General features: G+C 43.9%; 15 protein-coding genes and 1 pseudogene. 8 read left to right on the top strand and 8 right to left on the bottom strand.

Features of this window, described 5'->3' with window-relative positions:
• From AB6E52_RS12300 to AB6E52_RS12290, 3 genes and pseudogenes are all read right to left on the bottom strand, one after another.
• Positions 1–208, bottom strand: a 208-nt coding sequence (locus AB6E52_RS12300; RefSeq protein ID WP_372189956.1) for a hypothetical protein, incomplete at its 3' end; no start/stop codon positions are given.
• 835 nt (positions 209–1043) lie between these two features.
• On the bottom strand, positions 1044–1523 hold the full coding sequence (locus AB6E52_RS12295; RefSeq protein ID WP_017060589.1) for a type II secretion system protein: 480 nt from the start codon (positions 1521–1523) through the stop codon (positions 1044–1046).
• A gap of 250 nt (positions 1524–1773) precedes the next feature.
• A pseudogene (locus AB6E52_RS12290) lies at positions 1774–3162 on the bottom strand (putative bifunctional diguanylate cyclase/phosphodiesterase); the annotation flags it as partial.
• Positions 3163–3344: 182 nt separating this feature from the next.
• On the opposite strand from AB6E52_RS12290, the gene AB6E52_RS12285 reads away from it, so the two are divergent.
• The gene (locus AB6E52_RS12285) at positions 3345–4034 is read left to right on the top strand and encodes a response regulator transcription factor (protein ID WP_017060591.1); all 690 of its coding nucleotides are present in this window, start codon (positions 3345–3347) and stop codon (positions 4032–4034) included.
• Positions 4027–5376 (top strand): sensor histidine kinase KdpD, encoded by a 1350-nt coding sequence (locus AB6E52_RS12280; RefSeq protein WP_102320602.1) that lies wholly within the window; start codon positions 4027–4029, stop codon positions 5374–5376. The genes AB6E52_RS12285 and AB6E52_RS12280 overlap by 8 nt, the downstream gene beginning before the upstream one ends.
• Before the next feature lie 159 nt (positions 5377–5535).
• Here the strand turns inward: AB6E52_RS12280 and AB6E52_RS12275 are convergent, their stop codons facing one another.
• A complete protein-coding gene (locus AB6E52_RS12275; protein WP_017069226.1) occupies positions 5536–6072 on the bottom strand; it encodes a GNAT family N-acetyltransferase in 537 nt (178 codons plus the stop codon).
• A 226-nt stretch (positions 6073–6298) separates the two neighbouring features.
• Here AB6E52_RS12275 and AB6E52_RS12270 point away from each other — a divergent pair, with 226 nt between their 5' ends.
• A complete protein-coding gene (locus AB6E52_RS12270; RefSeq protein WP_102320601.1) occupies positions 6299–7564 on the top strand; it encodes an HD-GYP domain-containing protein in 1266 nt (421 codons plus the stop codon).
• 134 nt (positions 7565–7698) lie between these two features.
• On the opposite strand, the gene AB6E52_RS12265 is transcribed toward AB6E52_RS12270, so the two are convergent.
• The 4 genes from AB6E52_RS12265 to AB6E52_RS12250 all read right to left on the bottom strand — a co-directional run bounded on the left by AB6E52_RS12265 (position 7699) and on the right by AB6E52_RS12250 (position 10442).
• On the bottom strand, positions 7699–8148 hold the full coding sequence (locus AB6E52_RS12265) for a PTS sugar transporter subunit IIA (protein WP_017070990.1): 450 nt from the start codon (positions 8146–8148) through the stop codon (positions 7699–7701).
• Positions 8145–9401 (bottom strand): PTS ascorbate transporter subunit IIC, encoded by a 1257-nt coding sequence (locus AB6E52_RS12260; RefSeq protein WP_017064873.1) that lies wholly within the window; start codon positions 9399–9401, stop codon positions 8145–8147. Before AB6E52_RS12260 ends, AB6E52_RS12265 begins: the two co-directional genes overlap by 4 nt.
• Positions 9402–9411: 10 nt before the next feature.
• On the bottom strand, positions 9412–9681 hold the full coding sequence (locus AB6E52_RS12255) for a PTS sugar transporter subunit IIB (RefSeq protein WP_017064872.1): 270 nt from the start codon (positions 9679–9681) through the stop codon (positions 9412–9414).
• A gap of 284 nt (positions 9682–9965) precedes the next feature.
• Positions 9966–10442, bottom strand: a complete 477-nt coding sequence (locus tag AB6E52_RS12250) for a hypothetical protein (protein ID WP_029235263.1) — start codon at positions 10440–10442, stop codon at positions 9966–9968.
• A gap of 613 nt (positions 10443–11055) precedes the next feature.
• Between AB6E52_RS12250 and AB6E52_RS12245 the strand changes: the two genes are divergently transcribed.
• The 5 genes from AB6E52_RS12245 to AB6E52_RS12225 all read left to right on the top strand — a co-directional run bounded on the left by AB6E52_RS12245 (position 11056) and on the right by AB6E52_RS12225 (position 18839).
• On the top strand, positions 11056–12264 hold the full coding sequence (locus AB6E52_RS12245; RefSeq protein WP_102320600.1) for a NupC/NupG family nucleoside CNT transporter: 1209 nt from the start codon (positions 11056–11058) through the stop codon (positions 12262–12264).
• 340 nt (positions 12265–12604) lie between these two features.
• The gene (locus tag AB6E52_RS12240) at positions 12605–12874 is read left to right on the top strand and encodes a hypothetical protein (RefSeq protein ID WP_102320599.1); all 270 of its coding nucleotides are present in this window, start codon (positions 12605–12607) and stop codon (positions 12872–12874) included.
• Between the two features lie 114 nt (positions 12875–12988).
• Positions 12989–14422 (top strand): TolC family protein, encoded by a 1434-nt coding sequence (locus AB6E52_RS12235; RefSeq protein ID WP_102320598.1) that lies wholly within the window; start codon positions 12989–12991, stop codon positions 14420–14422.
• Complete coding sequence (locus tag AB6E52_RS12230) at positions 14419–15648, top strand: efflux RND transporter periplasmic adaptor subunit (RefSeq protein ID WP_017069232.1); 1230 nt, start codon at positions 14419–14421, stop codon at positions 15646–15648. The genes AB6E52_RS12235 and AB6E52_RS12230 overlap by 4 nt, the downstream gene beginning before the upstream one ends.
• Before the next feature lie 2 nt (positions 15649–15650).
• The gene (locus AB6E52_RS12225) at positions 15651–18839 is read left to right on the top strand and encodes an efflux RND transporter permease subunit (RefSeq protein WP_102320597.1); all 3189 of its coding nucleotides are present in this window, start codon (positions 15651–15653) and stop codon (positions 18837–18839) included.
• The last annotated feature ends 9 nt before the right edge of the window (positions 18840–18848 follow it).

The following is an 18848-nucleotide window of genomic DNA, read 5'->3' as shown; positions in this document are numbered from 1 at the left end:
AGAGAAGCTGCTTAATAAGTAAGCAAATGATGACAACTACCTTGAAAAACACCGAGTGTTCAATAAGGTATTTGAAAACAAAACTCTCTTTACTATTAAGAGTTTCCTCTGATATCTTATTACTGTCTCTTTTTATGTATATTTTTTCTTCATTGTAGATTAGTTGCAAGCTCTCATTATTGTTATTTATATTGAAAGAACAGTGCATAGCTTAACTCCTAAGCGATAGTTATTATATTTGTGTGATGGATATGTGATGGCTGGGATTTTCATTCAACACAAGAGTTCGATCTAAATAATATAACCAAAATGTCACCATTTTATCTCAAGATGTTGATACTAATCGCAGAATTTGGGCTTTAATGAAAGGTTATGGAGATGTTCACCCAAAAGTTGAATTTATAAATGAAAGCCAATGATTTACAAGGGGTAAGGGGGATTTATCCATTTGTTTTGGTATTTATCCATTTCACAGCTTCTACGCGGTAGGTTTAGCGACTGGATTTAGAGGTTTCTAATGTAGCTTCTGATGGTATTCATTCGGTTTATCGATGTGTGAGATTTATCAGAATTTTTCATGATAAAATTAAATTATGTCATTTTATGTGATATTAATATAATTTATGTGGCGTATTGTTTTGGTGATTTAATTAAAGTAATCAATGATAGAATTAATTATATTTGTTGAATGATTGACTTTAATTTATTCTGTTACGAAATTTAAATAATTAAACTTTAAGGTGGGATATTTAAAATAGGGAAAGGATGATTTTTATCATGATGTGTTGATTAAAGAATTTTAATGGAATTATTATTGACATATGTATCAAATATGTGTCTATGTAAATATTAATCGGCTAGTGATGAAAATAAGATATGAATGAGGTTGGTGTTATACCATGAGTACTGCCTAAAAGTATAAGCAGCAACAAGTTAGATCAATTAGTGTTATTTTTGAGCAAATGTTAGCGTAACCACATGATATTCAAAGATCTGTTGCGGTGGCTTTGTGTTAACTATGGAAGCGTGCAATCGTTGAGTATTTAACATGCACCATCAAGCACCACGATCTGTGGTTCTTTTTCTGGCTGATAAAGCACCTGACAAAAGTCTCCTTCTGGCGAATAGGTGTAGTTTTCGGTGTCGAAAGAGATGGCGGCTACTCTTTCTGCATTGCTGCCAGAGTCTACTTCTTTGTTGATGACATGAAGCTCTGTTGCGTCGATATTGAGCAGTCTTCTTAGTGAGTCAACATAGGCGATTGGGTAACCATGACAAACGTAGTAGGTCTCAATCTCCGTCTTTTCAACATAGTTGCACTCATCCTCAACGCCAGCAATCGCTGACTTCGCGTAGATCATATCGATACCCGTGCGAAGGTTACCAGCCACATCATGTATTTTACTCGCCCGAGCACTTCCTTGAACGTCTAAGAACTTGACCATAGCTGTCGCCGAAACGATCGCTAAAATTAATACAGAGATGATGAGTTCTAAAAGAGTGAAGCCGTTTTGTCTGTTCATGGTTACCGATTATTTGCTCTGCTAAAGGGACGGAATGAGGGTAATCTAAATACCCAAGTCATTACAGTTAGTGGGTATAATGGTTTGGTGTTTTATTGTGTGAATTTCTAAGTAATTTTCTTTATAAACAATAGCTTAATTATTTCCTCTTACTGTTAAACGCTATGTAAGCATACGTAAGCGTACACACCCACAGCAGCCGATTGTTTAGGAAGCATTCAAACGACTTAATTTATTGATAAATAAGTCTTTAATTGTAGGATTGTCGACCATTCAAAAACTGACTTTCGACTTCATTTGAGGGAATTGGTTTACTAAATAAAAATCCCTGAAGATACTGGTATCCACAATCGATTAAGAACGCTTTTTGCGTTTCGGTTTCGACACCTTCAGCAACCACTTTTAGCCCCAATTTTTCACAGATAGCATGGGTGGCTTGGACAATCGCTTTGCTCCCTTTGTGTGAACCGTGGACGAAGCTTTTATCGAGTTTCACGGTGCTAATCGGTAAGTCATGCAACATCGACAGTGACGAGTAGCCTGTGCCAAAGTCATCAAGGTGAAGCTCTACGCCCAATTTAGAAATATCGCTTAACGCTTGCCTGACTTCACCATGCTTGAAGATCATGGAAGATTCGGTGATCTCAAGGGCGATGCTTTGAGGTTGGATATTGTAGAAGTTCAACATTGCTAATAGCTGCTCGGCAAAGGTCGCGTGCATCTGAATACTCGAAATATTGATACTCATCATCAACTCACTATCAAACTCACGTTGCCATATCGATAGCTGTTTGAGTGCAGAGTTCAGAACCCATTTCCCGAGCGGTACAATCTGCCCCGTCTCCTCCGCTAAGCTAATAAACTCATCAGGGCCTATGTTACCTAGCTCTTTGTCTGACCATCGAAGCAAGGCTTCAAACCCTTTCACCTTGTCGCTGTTGGTGTTCATGATCGGTTGATAGTGAAGGTTGAGATCGTCGTTTTCTATGGCGCGTGCCAGTCGATGGCGGATCTCTACTTTGCGATGCAGGGTTTGTGCTAAGTCTGGGGTAAACGTTTGGAAGCGGTTTCGACCATTCGCTTTTGCAAGATGCATCGCCATACCCGCTTGCTTTAGCAATGTTTCTTGGTCAACCGCGTTATCAGGGAAATGCGCGGTACCTATGCTGCAACCGACAGATAAACTGCCGATGCCTCTGATATGGAAACTTCGGTTTAAGGCATCAATGATGCGAGGGCAAAGTAGTGGGATATTTTGATTTCGGCAGGTGTGGGCAATCACAATGAATTCGTCGCCACCAAATCGCCCTATCATGCATTTCTCATCAACCAACTGTTTAAGGCGTTCACCAACCTGTTTGAGTAGTTGGTCTCCGACAGTGTGCCCATAAGTGTCATTAACTAATTTGAAGCCATCAAGGTCGACAAACATCAATTCAAACGGTGAGCGATAGGCAATGCTGGTTTCTAGAAGGTTGCTGATCCCACGGCGATTATAAAGCTCCGTTAAACAGTCGTGTTCTGCGTTGTATCTGGCTTTTATCAGCTTCTCTTTTTGCTTTGTTGTACAGGTTAGGTTTAGCAGCAGTTCGCTTTTATCAAAGAGCCACTTTCCTTGCACATCAAAATGGTGTGCTCTGAAGGAGGAAACCTTGATAAACCAAGGCGCACCGGTTGTTGGTTCTCTATTCTGTAAACGTGTATGTACAAAAGTGATTACTATGTTTTGCGTACGGTAAATGTAGGGCTCTGATTCCAATATTGATGATCTATGACCAGTATATATACTGCCTTCGCTTTTAATAAATACTGGTGATAGGAATGTCGAAAACCAAAGTGCTCATTGTTGAAGATGACCAAGAGATAGCTCGTCTAACGACGCTTTACCTCGAAGCTGAAGGTTACAATGTTAGCGTTGTTCATGAAGGGAACTTGGCACTTGAAGCGATCCGTAGTATTGAACCTGATTTAGTGCTGTTGGACTTGATGCTTCCAGGGATGAGCGGCGCGCAAATTTGCCGTCAAGCCCGTGAGTTTTACAATGGAATGATTTTAGTGCTAACGGCTTCCGCCGATGAAATGAGCGAGGTCAGCTTGTTTAAATTTGGTGCGGACGATTACGTTGCCAAACCGATTCGTGGCCATGCCTTGTTAGCGCGAATTGAAGCGTTATTGCGTCGAGCGACTCCCGTAAAAACTGCGCAAGAAACTACGGCTGAAAAACAGTGCGATATTGTAATCAACAGCTCTGCTCAAAGTGCCACGCTCTACGGCCAAAACCTCAAGCTTACTTCTGCTGAATTTGAAATCTTAAACCTTCTCGTTAATAACATCTGTCAGGTCGTGACTCGAGACCAGTGCTGTCAGTTATTTAGAGGGATAGATTACGCGTTCAACGACCGCTCGATTGATATGCGCGTGTCTGGGTTACGCCGAAAGCTGCGCATTCACGCAAAAGACAAACAGTTGATTCGTACGGTTCGCAACAAGGGGTACATGCTGGTTGCGTAAGTTCATTGCTACGAAGCTTCGCTCGGTTTCGATGTTTGCTCGCTTATACCTTGGGATTGTGACTGGGATGTCGGCAACGATATTTTTGTTCTTGAACCTTGGTGAGGGGCACATGCGACGCACCGAGATCGAAACCTTCCTCAATGATGGCATCTACTTTGCGGAGCAGTATGTTCGTCAACACAATCAAGAAAACTCTCTCTATAAAGAGCTCGATAGAACAGGCTACCAACAATTTTATATCTTCAATTTACGCCTGTTGGAGAATTGGTCGGGCGAGGCGCCTTGCCAACAATGTGAGTTATACACAACCTTAAACGGTGTGCCGATATATCTAAGTGATGACAACCTCTATTCGACCGTGTTTCAGCTACCAAACTCTAAATTCAGTTTTGGGTTCAGTGAGGTAGGGGACTTTTTCTCTCCTGACATTGAATGGTACGAAGACTCAGAACGACACTTTTTGTTAGGGCTGTTGTTGGCTGTGATTGTGGCGATTGGAGCAAGTGTTTACTTACCTGTGAGGCGTTTTCAAGAAAGAATAGAGTTGCTCGTCGAGAAGCAGAAACAGTTTGGTAAGGGCAAGCTTAGTACTCGATCTGACATGGACGACATCCATCCTGTTTCTGATTTGGCCAGCAGTTTTAACTTCATGGCTGAAGAGATCGAAAGCAAAGTAAAACAAAGTCATATTTTCGCTCAAGCTATCCCACACGAAGTACGAACTCCGCTAAGTCGTATTCAACTGGCGACCGATATCCTAAGAAGGGGAGCCCCCGATAATCATCAGGTTCTTTTCGATGACATTGATACCTACATTGAGGATATCAACGAGCTCACGTCAGAAATCATCATGCTGTCGAAGTTGAATGTCATGGATAACTCTTTCTTTGAGCTCGTTAAAGTGACCTCCGTTCTTCGTGAGTATTGCCTAGACCGAATTCGTTACTCGAAACTAGACAATGCCACCTTTGAATCTAAGGTACAGCTAGAGTGCAAGATTAAGTGTGATTGCTCAATGGCACGCTTGGTGTTCGATAACGTTCTCAAGAATGCGGGTAATTACACACAAGACAAAGTGTGGATGACGCTGGATGAGAACTCAGAAAACTGGCTGGTGGTGATTGAAGACAATGGTTCTGGAATACCAGAGAATAGGCGTGATGAGGTATTCCTTCCGTTCTCTCGACTAGACTCAAGCAGAACGTCGACCAACGGTGGATTGGGGTTGGGCCTCGCGATTGCTCTATCGGCGGCTAAAAAACTTTCTTGGGATATCAAAATCGACGACAGCAACTATGGTGGCGCCAAGTTCAGTATCGTGATTCCTAAGATCGCATAAGCTGCAGCTTCAAGAGCTCTTCAGGCTCGTCAAATAACAAAGCCACCGACTAATACCGTGGCTTTGTTATATTCCGATTTACAAGCGAGTGACTTCTTAGTTACTACTGCCTAGAGCCTAGAGCCTAGAGCCTAGAGCCTAGAGCCTAGAGCTTAGAGCTTAGAGCTTAGAGCGATGAAGTCCATAAATAGCGTGGTCTACGATGCGGCCATTCAAGTTCTCGTTACGAGTTATAATACCTTCTAACGTGAAATGTAAGCGCTCACAAACCTTACGGCTGCTTTGGTTACCGGTTGCGGCTGATATCTCTACCTTTTCCATATCTAACTCATTGAAAGCAACATCAATCAGCTTCTGGACAACGCGCGTCACAATCCCCTTTCCTTGGTATGTCTCAGATAACCAATAACCTATGGTCACCTTTTGCTTATCATGATCAATGGTATTGAAACTGCAGTTACCGACGACCTTGTCTTGATACACGATTGCACAAGTCATGCTTTTCCCTTCGGCATAATCGTGTAGCGAGCGTTGGATGAAGATCCTAAAGTCTTGCTCGGTTTTACAATGTGGCGGCCACACGAGCCATTGACTTAGGTACTCATTCTGGCTTTGTGAGATTTCCGCGTAGTGAGAAGCGAAGCTCTCTTCAACCAATGCGATGGAGAGTTCGTTGTCGATAACCGTTTTAAACATGTCTTTCCTTTTCTTATGGCTGCTTATTTAAGCGAATCTTAGTCGGCAGGCTATAATGTCGCATGATTTTTAATATGCAACCATTTGTAGCACGGATTTTTCGTAATACGTTGGTTCTATCACGAAACTCATTAAACCTTACAATAGTTGTGTATATAATCATTAGCTATGCATTAGTATTAGCGGCCTAAATATATAAAAAATATAAAAATGCTAGGCTTAAATAATGAATCAACATTGCCAGGACGTGACCGTGGACCTAAGGAAGGCTCTATTCGGTATTGCTAAGGCGCTTGATAACGTCGGTTTCGAAAGTAAAAATCATGGACAGAGAGTGGGCTATATCGCGTATCGATGTGCTCTGAGTGTGGGGTGGGAAGAAGAGCAAGCGCAGCTCGCGTTTTCGTTAGGCTTGATTCACGACTGTGGTGTCTCGCAAATTGATGAACAGCTCAGTTTAACGTCTGGGTTTGTACCTGACTCAAGCTATCACCATTGTCAAAAGGGCTACCAAATCTTAAAAGAGTGCCCAGTTCTTTCTATATTTGCTAAGCCGGTTCTTTATCACCATACTCCGTGGTCTGAGCTAAGGGCTATTCATATCAGCGAGTTAGAAAGAGAACTAGCTGCCATCGTGATGCTTGCCGATAGAGTCGATTATCTATACGGCATAACCTCTTCTGATCGTTATGGAAACCTAACACCAGATGGCAAAGCGAGCATCATTGAACGTTTGACTGAACAAGCGGATGAGATGTTCGAAACCAACCTTGTGCAACACATGTGCGAGTTGGTTGATTTGGATGACTTCTGGTTTTCTATGGAGATTCCATACCTCGAGAACATGAGGGATAACTTTGAACCTGTGCCATTTTTCTCCCAGCAAATGTCGCTGGATGAGACGGTGGCCTTTGCCGAGTTTATCGCCAATGTTGTTGATACCAAAAGTTCGTTTACCTTTAAGCACTCTTTAAAGGTTGGGCAGCTTTCAGAATACCTCGCCAAACAGCTGGGTTATTCCTACACCACTCAGCGCAAACTCTATCTGGCTGGGTTAGTCCATGATATCGGTAAACTGCAAACCCCTAATGACATTCTGCATAAGCCGGATTTACTCACTGAAGAAGAGTATTGCTGTATTAAACGCCATGCAACGGACACTCGATTCGCATTGCAGGAGTTGTTCAGTTCACCTCAGGTTTGTCAGTGGGCATCTGATCATCATGAAAGGTTAGATGGTTCGGGTTACCCAATGGGAAAAACGGCGGAAGAGTTGGATCAACCCAGTCGAATTGTTGCTGTGGTGGATGTGTTTCAAGCGCTAACTCAGTCTCGACCTTATCGTGGAGGCATGACGTTAGAAGAGACTCTCGCTATTTTGAGGGACCACGTTGATAACTTTAAGTTGGATCGAGAAGTGTTTGAGTGCCTTAATAAACACGCGCAATATTGCTTTGAATTATCGACAGACAAACGAATGTACGCGTTTTAACGCCACTGAATGCTTTCTAGGTGTGATGCCTTAACTCATATTCGATGAGAAATGACCAAGCACCAGAAACAGAAAAGCGATAGCCGAGGCTATCGCTTTTTTCATGGGGGCTTATCAGGATCTTTATATCGAGATTAGTATCGTTTTAAGATCTCGATGATCGCTTGCTCAGTTTCCGCTGCGATGATGGCATCGATGTCATCATCATTTTGGAACAACTCTGATAGCGCCATAATCGTATGGATGTGGCTATCTGAGTCCATCGCTGCCAGAGTAATCGAAAGGTAAACGTCACCGTTGTCTTCTGACTCTAAATCAACACCCTTCTTGAATACCGTTACTTGCAGTGATGCTTCGTTCACACCATCTTCAGGGCGAGCATGAGGCATCGCAATCTTTGGTGCTAGAACATAGTACGCGCCAATATCCTTGTGTTTTTGCTTGATAGCTTCAACATAGCTTGCTTCGATTTTGTTGCTCGCTAGCAGTGTTGAACAGGTCACATCTATCGCAGCATCAACCGTTAGGTTCTCTTCAGAGTTGATGATAACGCCTTGGTTACCAATTAAATCGAATAAGCTCATGAAACAATCCACCCTAGGATAAGACCAACAACGCCGAAGTCGAAGTCAGCAAACGTTGTCGCTTCAAGACCAAGGCCACCCAGTACTGGAAGCAGTAGCATTGGTAGGAAAGAGATACACAGACCTTGCGTGAATGAACCGAGAATTGCACCGCGTAGACCGCCTGTCGCATTACCGTAAACGCCTGCTGCACCACCTACGAAGAAGTGTGGAACGACGCCAGCTACAATGATTGTCCAGCCAAGCGCGCCTTGAACTGCCATTGCTAGTAGGCCAGCAGCGAAAGAACAAAGGAAACCGATAAGTACCGCGTTTGGTGCTACAGGGAATACCATAGGGCAGTCTAGAGCAGGTTTTGCGCCCGGTACTAGCTTGTCAGAGATACCTTTGAATGCAGGAACGATTTCAGCAATCAGCATCTTCACACCTTGCAGTACGATGTAAACACCACCGGCAAACACAAGAGATTGCATGAAGGTGAATACTACCCAGTTTTGACCGCCTGATACTGTTTCAACAAAGTCACCGCCAGCAACAATTGAGGCAAACATAAAGAAGATAGCCATTGTTGTTGCTACAGCAACTGGCGTATCACGCAGGAACATTAGGCTTTTAGGTACGTTGATGTCTTCTGTTGATTTTGAAGTGTCACCAAACTTGCTACCAATGTAACCCGATACTAAGTATGAGAACGTTGAGAAGTGACCCATCGCCAACTGATCAGTACCCATCACTTTCTCTGTGTATTTTTGAGCAAGTGCAGGCATGATAACCATCAGTGAACCCACAATGATCGAGCCGATTGCAACGAGAGCAGTGCCTTCGATGTTAGCTGTAGACAGGATTACCGCTACCAGCATAGACATGAACATTGTGTGGTGACCCGTTAAGAAAATATATTTTAAAGGTGTTAAACGAGCCAATAAAATATTCACAACGAATGCGAAGAACATAATTAGAGCCATTTCATAACCGAATGCTTCTTGTGCTAATGCAACAATTGCTTCGTTATTTGGAATAACACCACTTACGCCGAATGCTTCAGTAAATACAACAGAGAAGTTATTTAGTGCGCCAACAAGAGCGCCAGCACCAAAACCTAAAATTAGGAAACCCATTACGGTTTTAATTGTGCCTTTTAGAATGGTAGAAACATCTGCTTTTTGTGCAACCAGGCCGATAAAAGCAATTAAACCTACCATGATCGCCGGCTCTTTTAATAAGCCGAGCATGAACTCGAAAAAGTTTTGCATAATTTTGACCTTACATGAAAGTTTTTAGTTGTTCTTCAATAGATGCTTTGTCAAAAATATTTTTAAGGCTGATGATATTCTCTTTACCAGCGTCTTTTAGTTGGTTTGCAACGTCTGTTGCTGCAACCCAAATATCCGCATTGCTTGATGCTGCAGATGAAAGATCTTCGTGATCAACTTCTGCTTCGAAACCGATTTTTTTAGCGACTTCTTTTACTGCCATTTCCATCATTAGAGAAGTACCAAGGCCGTTACCGCAAACTACAAGAATCTTTTTCATAATATTTGTCTCAATTGGATTTTAGGGGTTGAGAAACTTCGTTCTCTTATTGTGTGAGAGCATAGTAATGGAAGTATTCAGATTTCAATAAGATCACCATCACAAAACTAAAATGAGATTGTGATGGAGATCTCGTTAATTTGTAGTAAAGATCCAGAGTGAGACTTTGATCAAATTTAACTTTTCACTCGAATATGCAACGTATTTTATTGAGAAAGGCAGGCTTAACTAGTTTTTATATTAGAATATAAATCTATAGAGGCTTTATTGTTGAAAACAGAGAGTTAATCGTATCGACCGTAGTCAGTAAGCATTTTCTTAAGCATGCTATTAACGTCTTTGGTCTTTTTATTTCTTTTAGTCAGTTCGCTAAGAGAGGTTGGTTTTGGGGAGGCAATATTTTCACTGTCGACTTCTTCTGTTTTATCTTTCATTTTCTGTACGGCAGGCAATAACATTCTAATTTCTTCGTTATTGGCATTGGTCAGTACCACAATATTTTCAGATTCAACTTGAGTAATGGTTAGTATCCCGTGTTTAACCGATTCAACCTTTTCACCAATCATAATTGATTCAGGCGCGACAGAACGATCGGTGAGTTGACCTGTACGTAATTTCGCCGCACTGATAGCGCGGATATTTCCAGTATTTTCAAACGCGACAATAACAGTATAGGTATTATAATATTCAACTACTGTCACATAGCCGTGTCTATTTGTTTTGAATCTAGCTCCATTGTTCATGTCGTGCGGAGCTTCCATTTTCTTCACGTGTTTCCTCTCTTAGTCTCGATGGCTGTTATATCTAATCAGCTCTATTGGTATTTTATAGATAATTATTTGGTGAGGTCATACAAAGTATATACGCATCTAAACTTAAGATGAATCTTGAAGTCTCGGGAAATGAGGCAGAGCACAGAAAAGTAGTAAGAATCACACAGAATTAACCGAGTGATTACGCTCACACACTTAAAGACTTAACATTACAAATTCAACTCCCTACAGATTGTTTACAGTTTTGAAGCTCGAAAACGACGACAAACAATACATTTTGCTTAATCCTTGATCGCGCGATCGTTTGCGTTAAAAAATGTGATGAAAGTCTCACTTAACTGTTTATACTTCTCTTCCGGTTTTAAGCCGGTGCTTAGCCAATACAAGCCGTCACATGGATATGTGAATGACCCCACGGACCGGACCAGCTACGTTCCACTGCTTGTATAAGGTGATTTTTTACATGAACAACTCGTTGTTACATTCGCTAACCCTGTTAGCTCCTTCATCGCGTAGCGTTTTGCTTGCGGTTCTTTGTCCTGTTCCTTTGATGTCATTTGCTTGGCTCATGTTCACTCTTTAAGGATTACTAGGACACATTATGAATATTCTATTTGGTTTTGTCGGTGTTCTTGCACTGATTGCTTGCGCGTACCTGTTATCTGAAAGTCGTTCTTCAATTAACTGGAAAACGGTCTCTCGTGCACTATTACTTCAAATCGGTTTTGCAGCCTTAGTATTGTATTTCCCTTGGGGACAACTGGCGTTAACAAGCCTAAGCAATGGCGTTTCGAGTTTGCTTGGTTTTGCAGACGTTGGTATCGCTTTCCTATTTGGTGATCTGGCTACTGAAGGTTTCATTTTCGCGATTCGCGTACTTCCAATCATTATCTTCTTCAGTGCTTTGATCTCTGCGCTCTATTATTTAGGCGTTATGCAGAAAGTGATTCAAATCTTGGGCGGAGCGGTGCAAAAACTGCTGGGTACAAGTAAAGCTGAATCTCTGGTTGCTACAGGTAATATCTTCCTTTCTCAGGGTGAGTCTCCTCTTCTTATTCGTCCCTTTTTAAAGTCTATGACTCGTTCGGAACTGTTTGCTGTAATGGCAGGTGGTATGGCGTCGGTAGCGGGTAGTGTACTTGGTGGTTATGCTGGCCTTGGTGTTGAGCTTAAATACCTTATCGCTGCAAGCTTTATGGCGGCTCCGGGCAGTCTGTTAATGGCGAAGATCATTGTTCCTGAGCGCAGCACACCAAGTGATTACGACCATATCGAACTAGATAAAGCTGACCAAAGCAACGTGATTGATGCATTGGCAAGCGGCGCGATGAACGGTATGAAGGTTGCGGTAGCGGTTGGTACTATGTTGGTTGCATTCGTGAGTGTGATTGCGATGGTCAACACTGGCCTAGAAAGCCTAGGTGAAACGTTCGGTTTTGCGGGTATTACGCTACAAGCTATCTTTGGTTACCTGTTCTCGCCTCTTGCATGGCTGATCGGTATCCCAAGTGACGAAGTATTGATGGCGGGTTCTTACATCGGTCAGAAGATCGTTATGAACGAGTTTGTTGCTTTCATCGACTTCGTTGAGAACAAAGCTCTGTTATCTGAACACAGCCAAGTGATCGTGACTTTTGCTCTATGTGGCTTTGCTAACATTGGTTCTATCGCGATTCAGTTAGGTTCAATCGGTGTTATGGCACCAGAGCGCCGTGCTGAAGTTGCAAACTTAGGTTTGAAAGCTGTAGCTGCTGGTACGCTAGCAAACCTAATGAGTGCATGCTTAGCGGGTATTTTCATCCTGCTTTAAGCTAGATTCAGTTAAAGCGCCTAAATTGAGTAAAAGCGGACACCTTGCTTACGGAGTTAACGTGAGAAGGGTGTCCGCTTTTTTGTGCCTGTTAATCAGGCGAAATCAGGTTTTGGCCGTCGACTGTAATTTGTCTATCGTGAGTAAAAGTTCACTCGGAAGAGTAATAGAGCCAGCTCCTTTTATCCGATATACTTGAATATCATCAGGTTGCGATTAATAACATTCGGCTTCGATTAAGCACATTCGATTTCGATTGAGAATATTCGGTTCCGACTAAGCATATCCGCTTTCGACTAGGAACAATGGCAACCAAGCTAAATTAATCAAGGGTCTCTCCATGAACATTCGCGTTCTCATCGGTCTTATTGTTACCTTCATTGGCTTGTTTGCGATGGTTTACCTAATTGCTGGCGGCGCTCAGTTTCCTATCTACCAGTGGCCAAAAGAGGCTTATCTCGGTTTGGTGTTCAGCGTCGTGTGGGGGGCTGGTGCCGCAGCGTCTGTAGCGTATTTCTTCTCGGCATTGGTATTTGTCACTGTCGCCGTGGTTTGCTATGCGATCGGTTATAAAATCGGTGGGCTCTTTTCAAGCAAGTCAGAAGCGTAAAGCTGAAGTTTAAACGTACGCTTTTTGTATTTTCTTTTGGGGTTAACGTTCGCCTTAACCCTCTCTTAACCCCCAGCTCGTTATCTTGTCTCCATTCTTACAGGAGACAAGAAGATGAAATTGAATCTTCCTTTAAAACATTCCCTTATTTCACTTGCTCTAATCGGATTGATGGGTTGCACGACAACCAGTCAGGCCGACTATGTTTCACTCGCTGAGCAAAGCACTAATCAGACACAACAAAGCTTACTCGCAGAGCTGATTCAACAGGCTTCTAGTGATCAAGCGTCGACTCAACAAGATCGAGACGCTGAAAACCTACAACTGACCGATTTAGTGAATGCACCGGAGCTCGATCTCTATATCGAGCGCGCTCTGCAGAACAGCCCAAGCCTCCAACAAAGCATTACAGCACTCAAAATAGCTTATGCGCAGCAAGGTGTAACTTCAGGTGATCGCTTACCAACCGTCGATGCGAGCTTTTCTGGTCAAGCTGACGAAGGCACTAACGGCTCAAGCACTACTGAAACCTACACCACTGATGTCACGGTTGGTTGGGAGCTCGATCTATGGCAGAAGCTTGCAGACACAAACAACGCTGCTTTGAAAGACATTGCGACGTCTCAGGCTAACCTTCAGGGCGCTCAAGATCTTTTGGTCGCGAGTGTGATGAGAGGTTGGCTTGATATCAGTTTGAAGCAACAGCTTGTTGATATTGAAACGCAGCGTTTGGTGATTCTAGAAAACAATGAAGAACTTGTTTTAGAACGTTATCGAGCAGGGCTAGGTAGCCTTGAAGATCTAGATAATGCAAAAACCAGCAGCGCATCGACTCAAGCAACCTTAGCTGATTACCGTGAGCAGCTTGCACAAAGTCGACGTGAGTTGGTTTTGTTAACAGGGCAATGGAGTGGTGAATCTGATGAGCTATCCCTTGCTGAGCTCGGTTCATTCCCAACCATCATTAATCCGCTAGAAAACATGCCGACACAAGATCTAGCAGGTCGTCCCGATCTTCAAGCCGCTTTCTTTAATATCGAAGCAGAAACATTGCGTGCTGACGCGGCGTACAAAGCGATGCTGCCATCTATCAGCTTATCTGCCAGCCTAACCGATATGGCGGATTCTCCGAGCGAAGCTCTGCTTACCGGGCCTTTGTGGAGTGCGCTTGGCCAAGTGTCAGCACCACTGTTTCAAGGTGGCAAGCTAAAAGCACAGGCAGAAATTGCTGACCTAACCACAGAAACCAGCTACTGGGCTTACCAAGAAACACTGCTCAATGCGGTGAATGAAGTGGAAAACGCAATGGGGCAAGAGTCCTCATTAACGCTTCAACAGCAACACCTAACGAACGCCTTGGTAAGCGCACAACGCAGCTTCACTAGCTATGAAGAGAAATACCGTCAGGGTTTGGTCGACATTTTTGATCTACTTACTGTTCAGCAGCAAACCTATGACCTTGAAGCGCAGTTAACACAAACCATTTATAACCGTCTCGTAAACCGAATTGATTTAGGCCTAGCTCTGGGCTTGGGAGTATCTTCATGAAACTGAACACCATCACAATTGCAATCACCTTAGTGGCTGGTTCAAGCATTTTTGCTGCCCTTGCTTACAACGATTCACAAGTGGCTCCTGCTCCTCAAAAGACGAATGAACTAACGGTTTCAGAACCTCAAGCTACGCCTATTCAAACCAAGTCTATTGATACGACGACCTTACCTGCTTCACAGCAACAGCAAGTGTCTGTGGTACTTGCCACTCTCGGTGACTACCAAGCAGAAGTGGTGGGTTACGGGGAAGCGAAGTCGCGTTACGAATTGATGTTTTCGACGGAAGTTGGTGGCCGAGTAGAAACAATCAGCTCGCAGTTTGAAACTGGGCAAGTGATTGGCCAAGGTGAAGTGATCGCTAATATCGATTCGACCAGTTACCAACAAGCGGTAACCCAAGCGAAGGCGAATGTTGCTCAAGCTCAACTGGATTTATTGGAAGAACAGAGGCAAGGCGAACAAGCTAAGTCTGAATGGCAACGTTCTGGTTTGTCTGGCGAGCCGGATTCACCTTTAGTATTACGTGAGCCACAACTGGCACAAGTAACAGCAGCCTTGGAGAACGCCAAGCTAGAGTTGGTAAAGGCTGAGCAAGACCTCGAAAAAACAACCTTGGTTGCCCCTTTTGATTCGTTGGTCGTGAGCCGTGATGTTCAACCGGGAAGCTACGCACAAACGGGCGCTCAGATAGCCACGTTATACAGCGTTGATGAGGTTGAAGTTTCTGTCCCCCTTTCTGAAAGCCAATGGTTGAGCCTACCCAACAGCGATAACACCCAACTGAAAGAGCAGCCGTGGCCAGTGACTCTATCGAGTTCTGATGGTCAATTCCAATGGCAAGGTTATGTTGAGCGAGTAGAGCAGCATTTACAACAAGACACGCGTCAACGTTCATTGATCGTTAAAGTCGATAATCCTTTGGAGCAAGAGAAAGATCTTTATCCAGGCACGTTCGTGCAAGCAACGATCTCGGGTAAGCAACTAACTCAATTGTGGGAGCTTCCGGCTTCTGCACTTTCGCAACAAGGTGACCTGTGGTTTGTGGATGATAGCGGTCAACTTTCGAAATCAAACGCGAATGTTGAATTTGAAAAGGGTGGTTTGATTTATATCGACCCTACCAAACTGGGCGTGGAAATTGGTGACAGTGTACAAGTGGTTAAGCGTCCGTTAAGCAGCTTTAAAGCGGGCATGGTCGTTCTGGCTAAGGCGGAGGGTTAGTCATGTCTCATGAGTTGAAACCGAATAACCAAGCGGACAGTAACCAGAAGCCAACTAAACCACACACTGGCGCAATCGCATGGTTCGCGAATAACTCTGTAGCGGCGAATTTGTTGTTAGTGGGCGTGATCATCATCGGTCTTTTATCGCTTAACACGCTACGTAAAGAAGCATTTCCAAGCCTTGAACCCGATGTGGTAACTGTATCTGTGACCTATGACAGTGGTGACCCTATTCAGGCGGAAGAAGGCCTAGCGATTAAGATTGAAGATGCGTTAGAAACCGTACCGGGCATTAAGCGTATTACGTCAACGTCTGATGCGAATGGCAGCCATGTTTCGATCGAAAAAACCAGCACTTACGATCTTGATACCCTATTAGCCGACGTAAAAACCAAGGTAGATGCGATCAATAACCTGCCTTCTGGCGCTGATAATCCTGTGATTGATAAAGCTCGCATGCAAGATCATGCCTTATGGGTACAGCTTTATGGGGATGCAGACAGAGCAACGCTGCAGAGCTTAGCCGAGCAATTGAAATCAGATCTACTGAGCCAGTCATCCATTCGTGATTTGGAAATCAAAGCCAAAGCCGATCCTATGATCTCGGTTGAGGTTGATGAGAACAAGCTACAGGCTTACGGCTTAACTCTGACTGACGTTTCTGAAGCGATCAATGCGGAATCTTCTGCGGCTATCTCGACTAGCCTTCGCAATGGCGAAAAAACGGTTCGTTTGAAGGTTTCTGAACAGGCGTATGAGATCCAAGATTTCAATGCGATTCCGGTGATGACGACGACTGACGGTACGCAAATTACCTTGGGTGATATTGCCAATGTAGAAGACATGTTTGCCGACGACACTTTCATGCTGTCTCGCTATAACCAACAGAATGCGATGGCAATTCAGATCGTGATGGATGAATACGGAGACGTCGTCAGCATTGTTGAACAAGCAGAGAAAGTGGTAGAACGCTGGGAAAACAGCAACATGCTGCCGAGCGATGTCGAAATCGAAACTTGGTACGACAAAAGTACCATGATCAAAGACCGCTTAAGCCTATTGATGAAGAACGCGCTCACCGGTATTGCATTGGTGTTCATGGTGTTAGCGGTATTCTTAAACGTGCGTGTCGCTTTCTGGGTAGCAGCTGGCTTACCGTTTGTCTTTTTTGGCACCATGTTCTTCATGACAGATACCTTCATGGGGTTAACCATCAATGAAATGACCACCTTTGGTTTCATTATGGCGCTCGGGATAGTAGTCGATGATGCGGTGGTGGTTGGGGAAAGTATCTATTCCACGCGCAAAGAAGAAGGCGATTCGATAGGCAGTACTATACGAGGCACCATGAAGGTGGCATCACCAACTATATTTGGTGTGTTAACGACAGTTGTTGCCTTCTTAGCGTTAGCGAATGTTGACGGTAAAATGGGGCAAATTTACGCTCAATTCGGCACGGTCGTGACTATCTGTTTGTTGCTGTCTTTAGTTGAGTCTAAGTTCATTCTGCCATCGCACCTTGCTCATATTAATACTAAGCGTAGTGAGAAGAAGGGGCTGTGGGCTCGCGTTCAACATGCTGCCGATACTGGGCTAGGTTGGTTTAATAAGCGTATCTACTGCCCCGTAATTGAATGGGCGTTGAAACTGCGTTATGCGGTAGTGATGGTTTTCTTGTCATTGCTTATTTTAGTTGCTGGGTTACCAATGACGGGGGCGGTTCGTGTAGCGTTCTTCCCTGATATGCCGGGCGATACGGTAACTGCCGATATGTCGATGCAAAACGATGCGAGCTTTGGTCAAACACAACAAAACTTGTTGGTGCTTGAAGCGGCGGCAACCCAAACGGATGAAACTCTGAGAGCGCAATACGGTGCTCAAGATGAAGCATCTGAACTGCTGAGTCTTCAAGTTATCGCGGATGCTGATGACTCTGGTCAAGTTAAAATTGAATTGGACAGCGACAGTGTCTACACATCGAATGAGTTTGCTGATGCTTGGCAAGAGACTGTGGGCCAGATGGAAGGGGTTAAGAAGCTCAAAGTCTTGTCTAAAATGGAGATGGTCGACAACTTCAAAGTAGAATTGAAAGCGTGGAACGAAGAATCAGTGACTGCGGCGGGTAATGAGTTCTTAACCAAGCTGCAAGCGATTGAAGGTGTGAGTGGTATTGACCATAACTTGGATCTTGGTGAGCCTCAGTATCGTTTTGAATTAACACAGCAAGGCCGTGCGTTAGGCTTTGATACTGCAAGTCTTTCACAGCAAGTATTGCAAGCGTTTGGTGGTGATATTGTTCAGCAGTTCCAACGTGGTAAGGATGAGGTAAAAGTCCGTGTGCGCTACCCAGAATCGGATCGCCAAACCATTGCGGATATCAAGCAATCGAGCGTGAGAACCAACGACGGTACCGTGGTGCCTTTGAGCACCGTGGCTGAAGTATATTCTGATTACCAAGTATCAGAGATCACACGTATTGATAGCCAACGAGCGGTGTACATCAGTGCAGTATTAGATAAAGACGTGGTTGCACCTGCTGAGCTTGTTCATCAGTTGCAAGACACATTAGTACCCGATTTAGAAGCGCAATACCCGGGATTAACGGTCGACTTTGCTGGCGAAACGGAAGAACAAGAAGAGACGGCTAGTTCAATGATGAGTATGTTCATACTTGCCATGATAGCGATTTATACGCTGCTTGCTATCCCGCTGAAGTCTTACATTCAACCTGTGATCATCATGACAGCGATTCCATTTGGCATTGTTGGGGCAATCTTAGGGCACTGGTGGAATGACTTAACAATCAGTATCCTATCGTTAAACGGTATCCTTGCGTTGAGCGGTGTGGTGGTGAACGACAGCTTGTTGTTGGTTTCTCGTTTTAACGAGCTAATCAAAGAGAAAGGTAAGTCGGTTCACGATGCGATTGTTGAAGCGTGTTCTGGTCGACTAAGAGCCGTGTTACTCACATCGGTCACCACGTTCGCAGGTTTGACGCCACTATTAAGTGAAACGTCTCTGCAGGCTCAGTTCCTGATCCCTGCGGCAGCGGCGCTAGGCTACGGTATTTTGTTTGCGACGTTTATTACACTGATTCTAACGCCAGCATTGTTAATGATTCAGTGTGAGATTAAGTCTCTGATTCTTAAAGTCACAAATCGAGTCAAAGGCGCTGAACAAACGGCTTAACAATAGCTA

The organism is Vibrio sp. 10N.247.311.13 (assembly GCF_041467595.1).
GTDB classification, from domain to species: domain Bacteria; phylum Pseudomonadota; class Gammaproteobacteria; order Enterobacterales; family Vibrionaceae; genus Vibrio; species Vibrio crassostreae_C.
Note: the sequence above shows the minus strand (reverse complement) of the source record. Positions and strands in the feature narration are given on the sequence as shown.

Bases quoted from the DNA above. Each gene is read 5' to 3' on its own strand.
- AB6E52_RS12295 (WP_017060589.1), bottom strand. From the start codon at position 1,523: ATGAACAGACAAAACGGCTTCACTCTTTTAGAACTCATCATCTCTGTA.
- AB6E52_RS12285 (WP_017060591.1), top strand. From the start codon at position 3,345: ATGTCGAAAACCAAAGTGCTCATTGTTGAAGATGACCAAGAGATAGCT.
- AB6E52_RS12275 (WP_017069226.1), bottom strand. From the start codon at position 6,072: ATGTTTAAAACGGTTATCGACAACGAACTCTCCATCGCATTGGTTGAA.
- AB6E52_RS12270 (WP_102320601.1), top strand. From the start codon at position 6,299: ATGAATCAACATTGCCAGGACGTGACCGTGGACCTAAGGAAGGCTCTA.
- AB6E52_RS12265 (WP_017070990.1), bottom strand. From the start codon at position 8,148: ATGAGCTTATTCGATTTAATTGGTAACCAAGGCGTTATCATCAACTCT.
- AB6E52_RS12260 (WP_017064873.1), bottom strand. From the start codon at position 9,401: ATGCAAAACTTTTTCGAGTTCATGCTCGGCTTATTAAAAGAGCCGGCG.
- AB6E52_RS12255 (WP_017064872.1), bottom strand. From the start codon at position 9,681: ATGAAAAAGATTCTTGTAGTTTGCGGTAACGGCCTTGGTACTTCTCTA.
- AB6E52_RS12250 (WP_029235263.1), bottom strand. From the start codon at position 10,442: ATGGAAGCTCCGCACGACATGAACAATGGAGCTAGATTCAAAACAAAT.
- AB6E52_RS12245 (WP_102320600.1), top strand. From the start codon at position 11,056: ATGAATATTCTATTTGGTTTTGTCGGTGTTCTTGCACTGATTGCTTGC.
- AB6E52_RS12240 (WP_102320599.1), top strand. From the start codon at position 12,605: ATGAACATTCGCGTTCTCATCGGTCTTATTGTTACCTTCATTGGCTTG.
- AB6E52_RS12235 (WP_102320598.1), top strand. From the start codon at position 12,989: ATGAAATTGAATCTTCCTTTAAAACATTCCCTTATTTCACTTGCTCTA.
- AB6E52_RS12230 (WP_017069232.1), top strand. From the start codon at position 14,419: ATGAAACTGAACACCATCACAATTGCAATCACCTTAGTGGCTGGTTCA.
- AB6E52_RS12225 (WP_102320597.1), top strand. From the start codon at position 15,651: ATGTCTCATGAGTTGAAACCGAATAACCAAGCGGACAGTAACCAGAAG.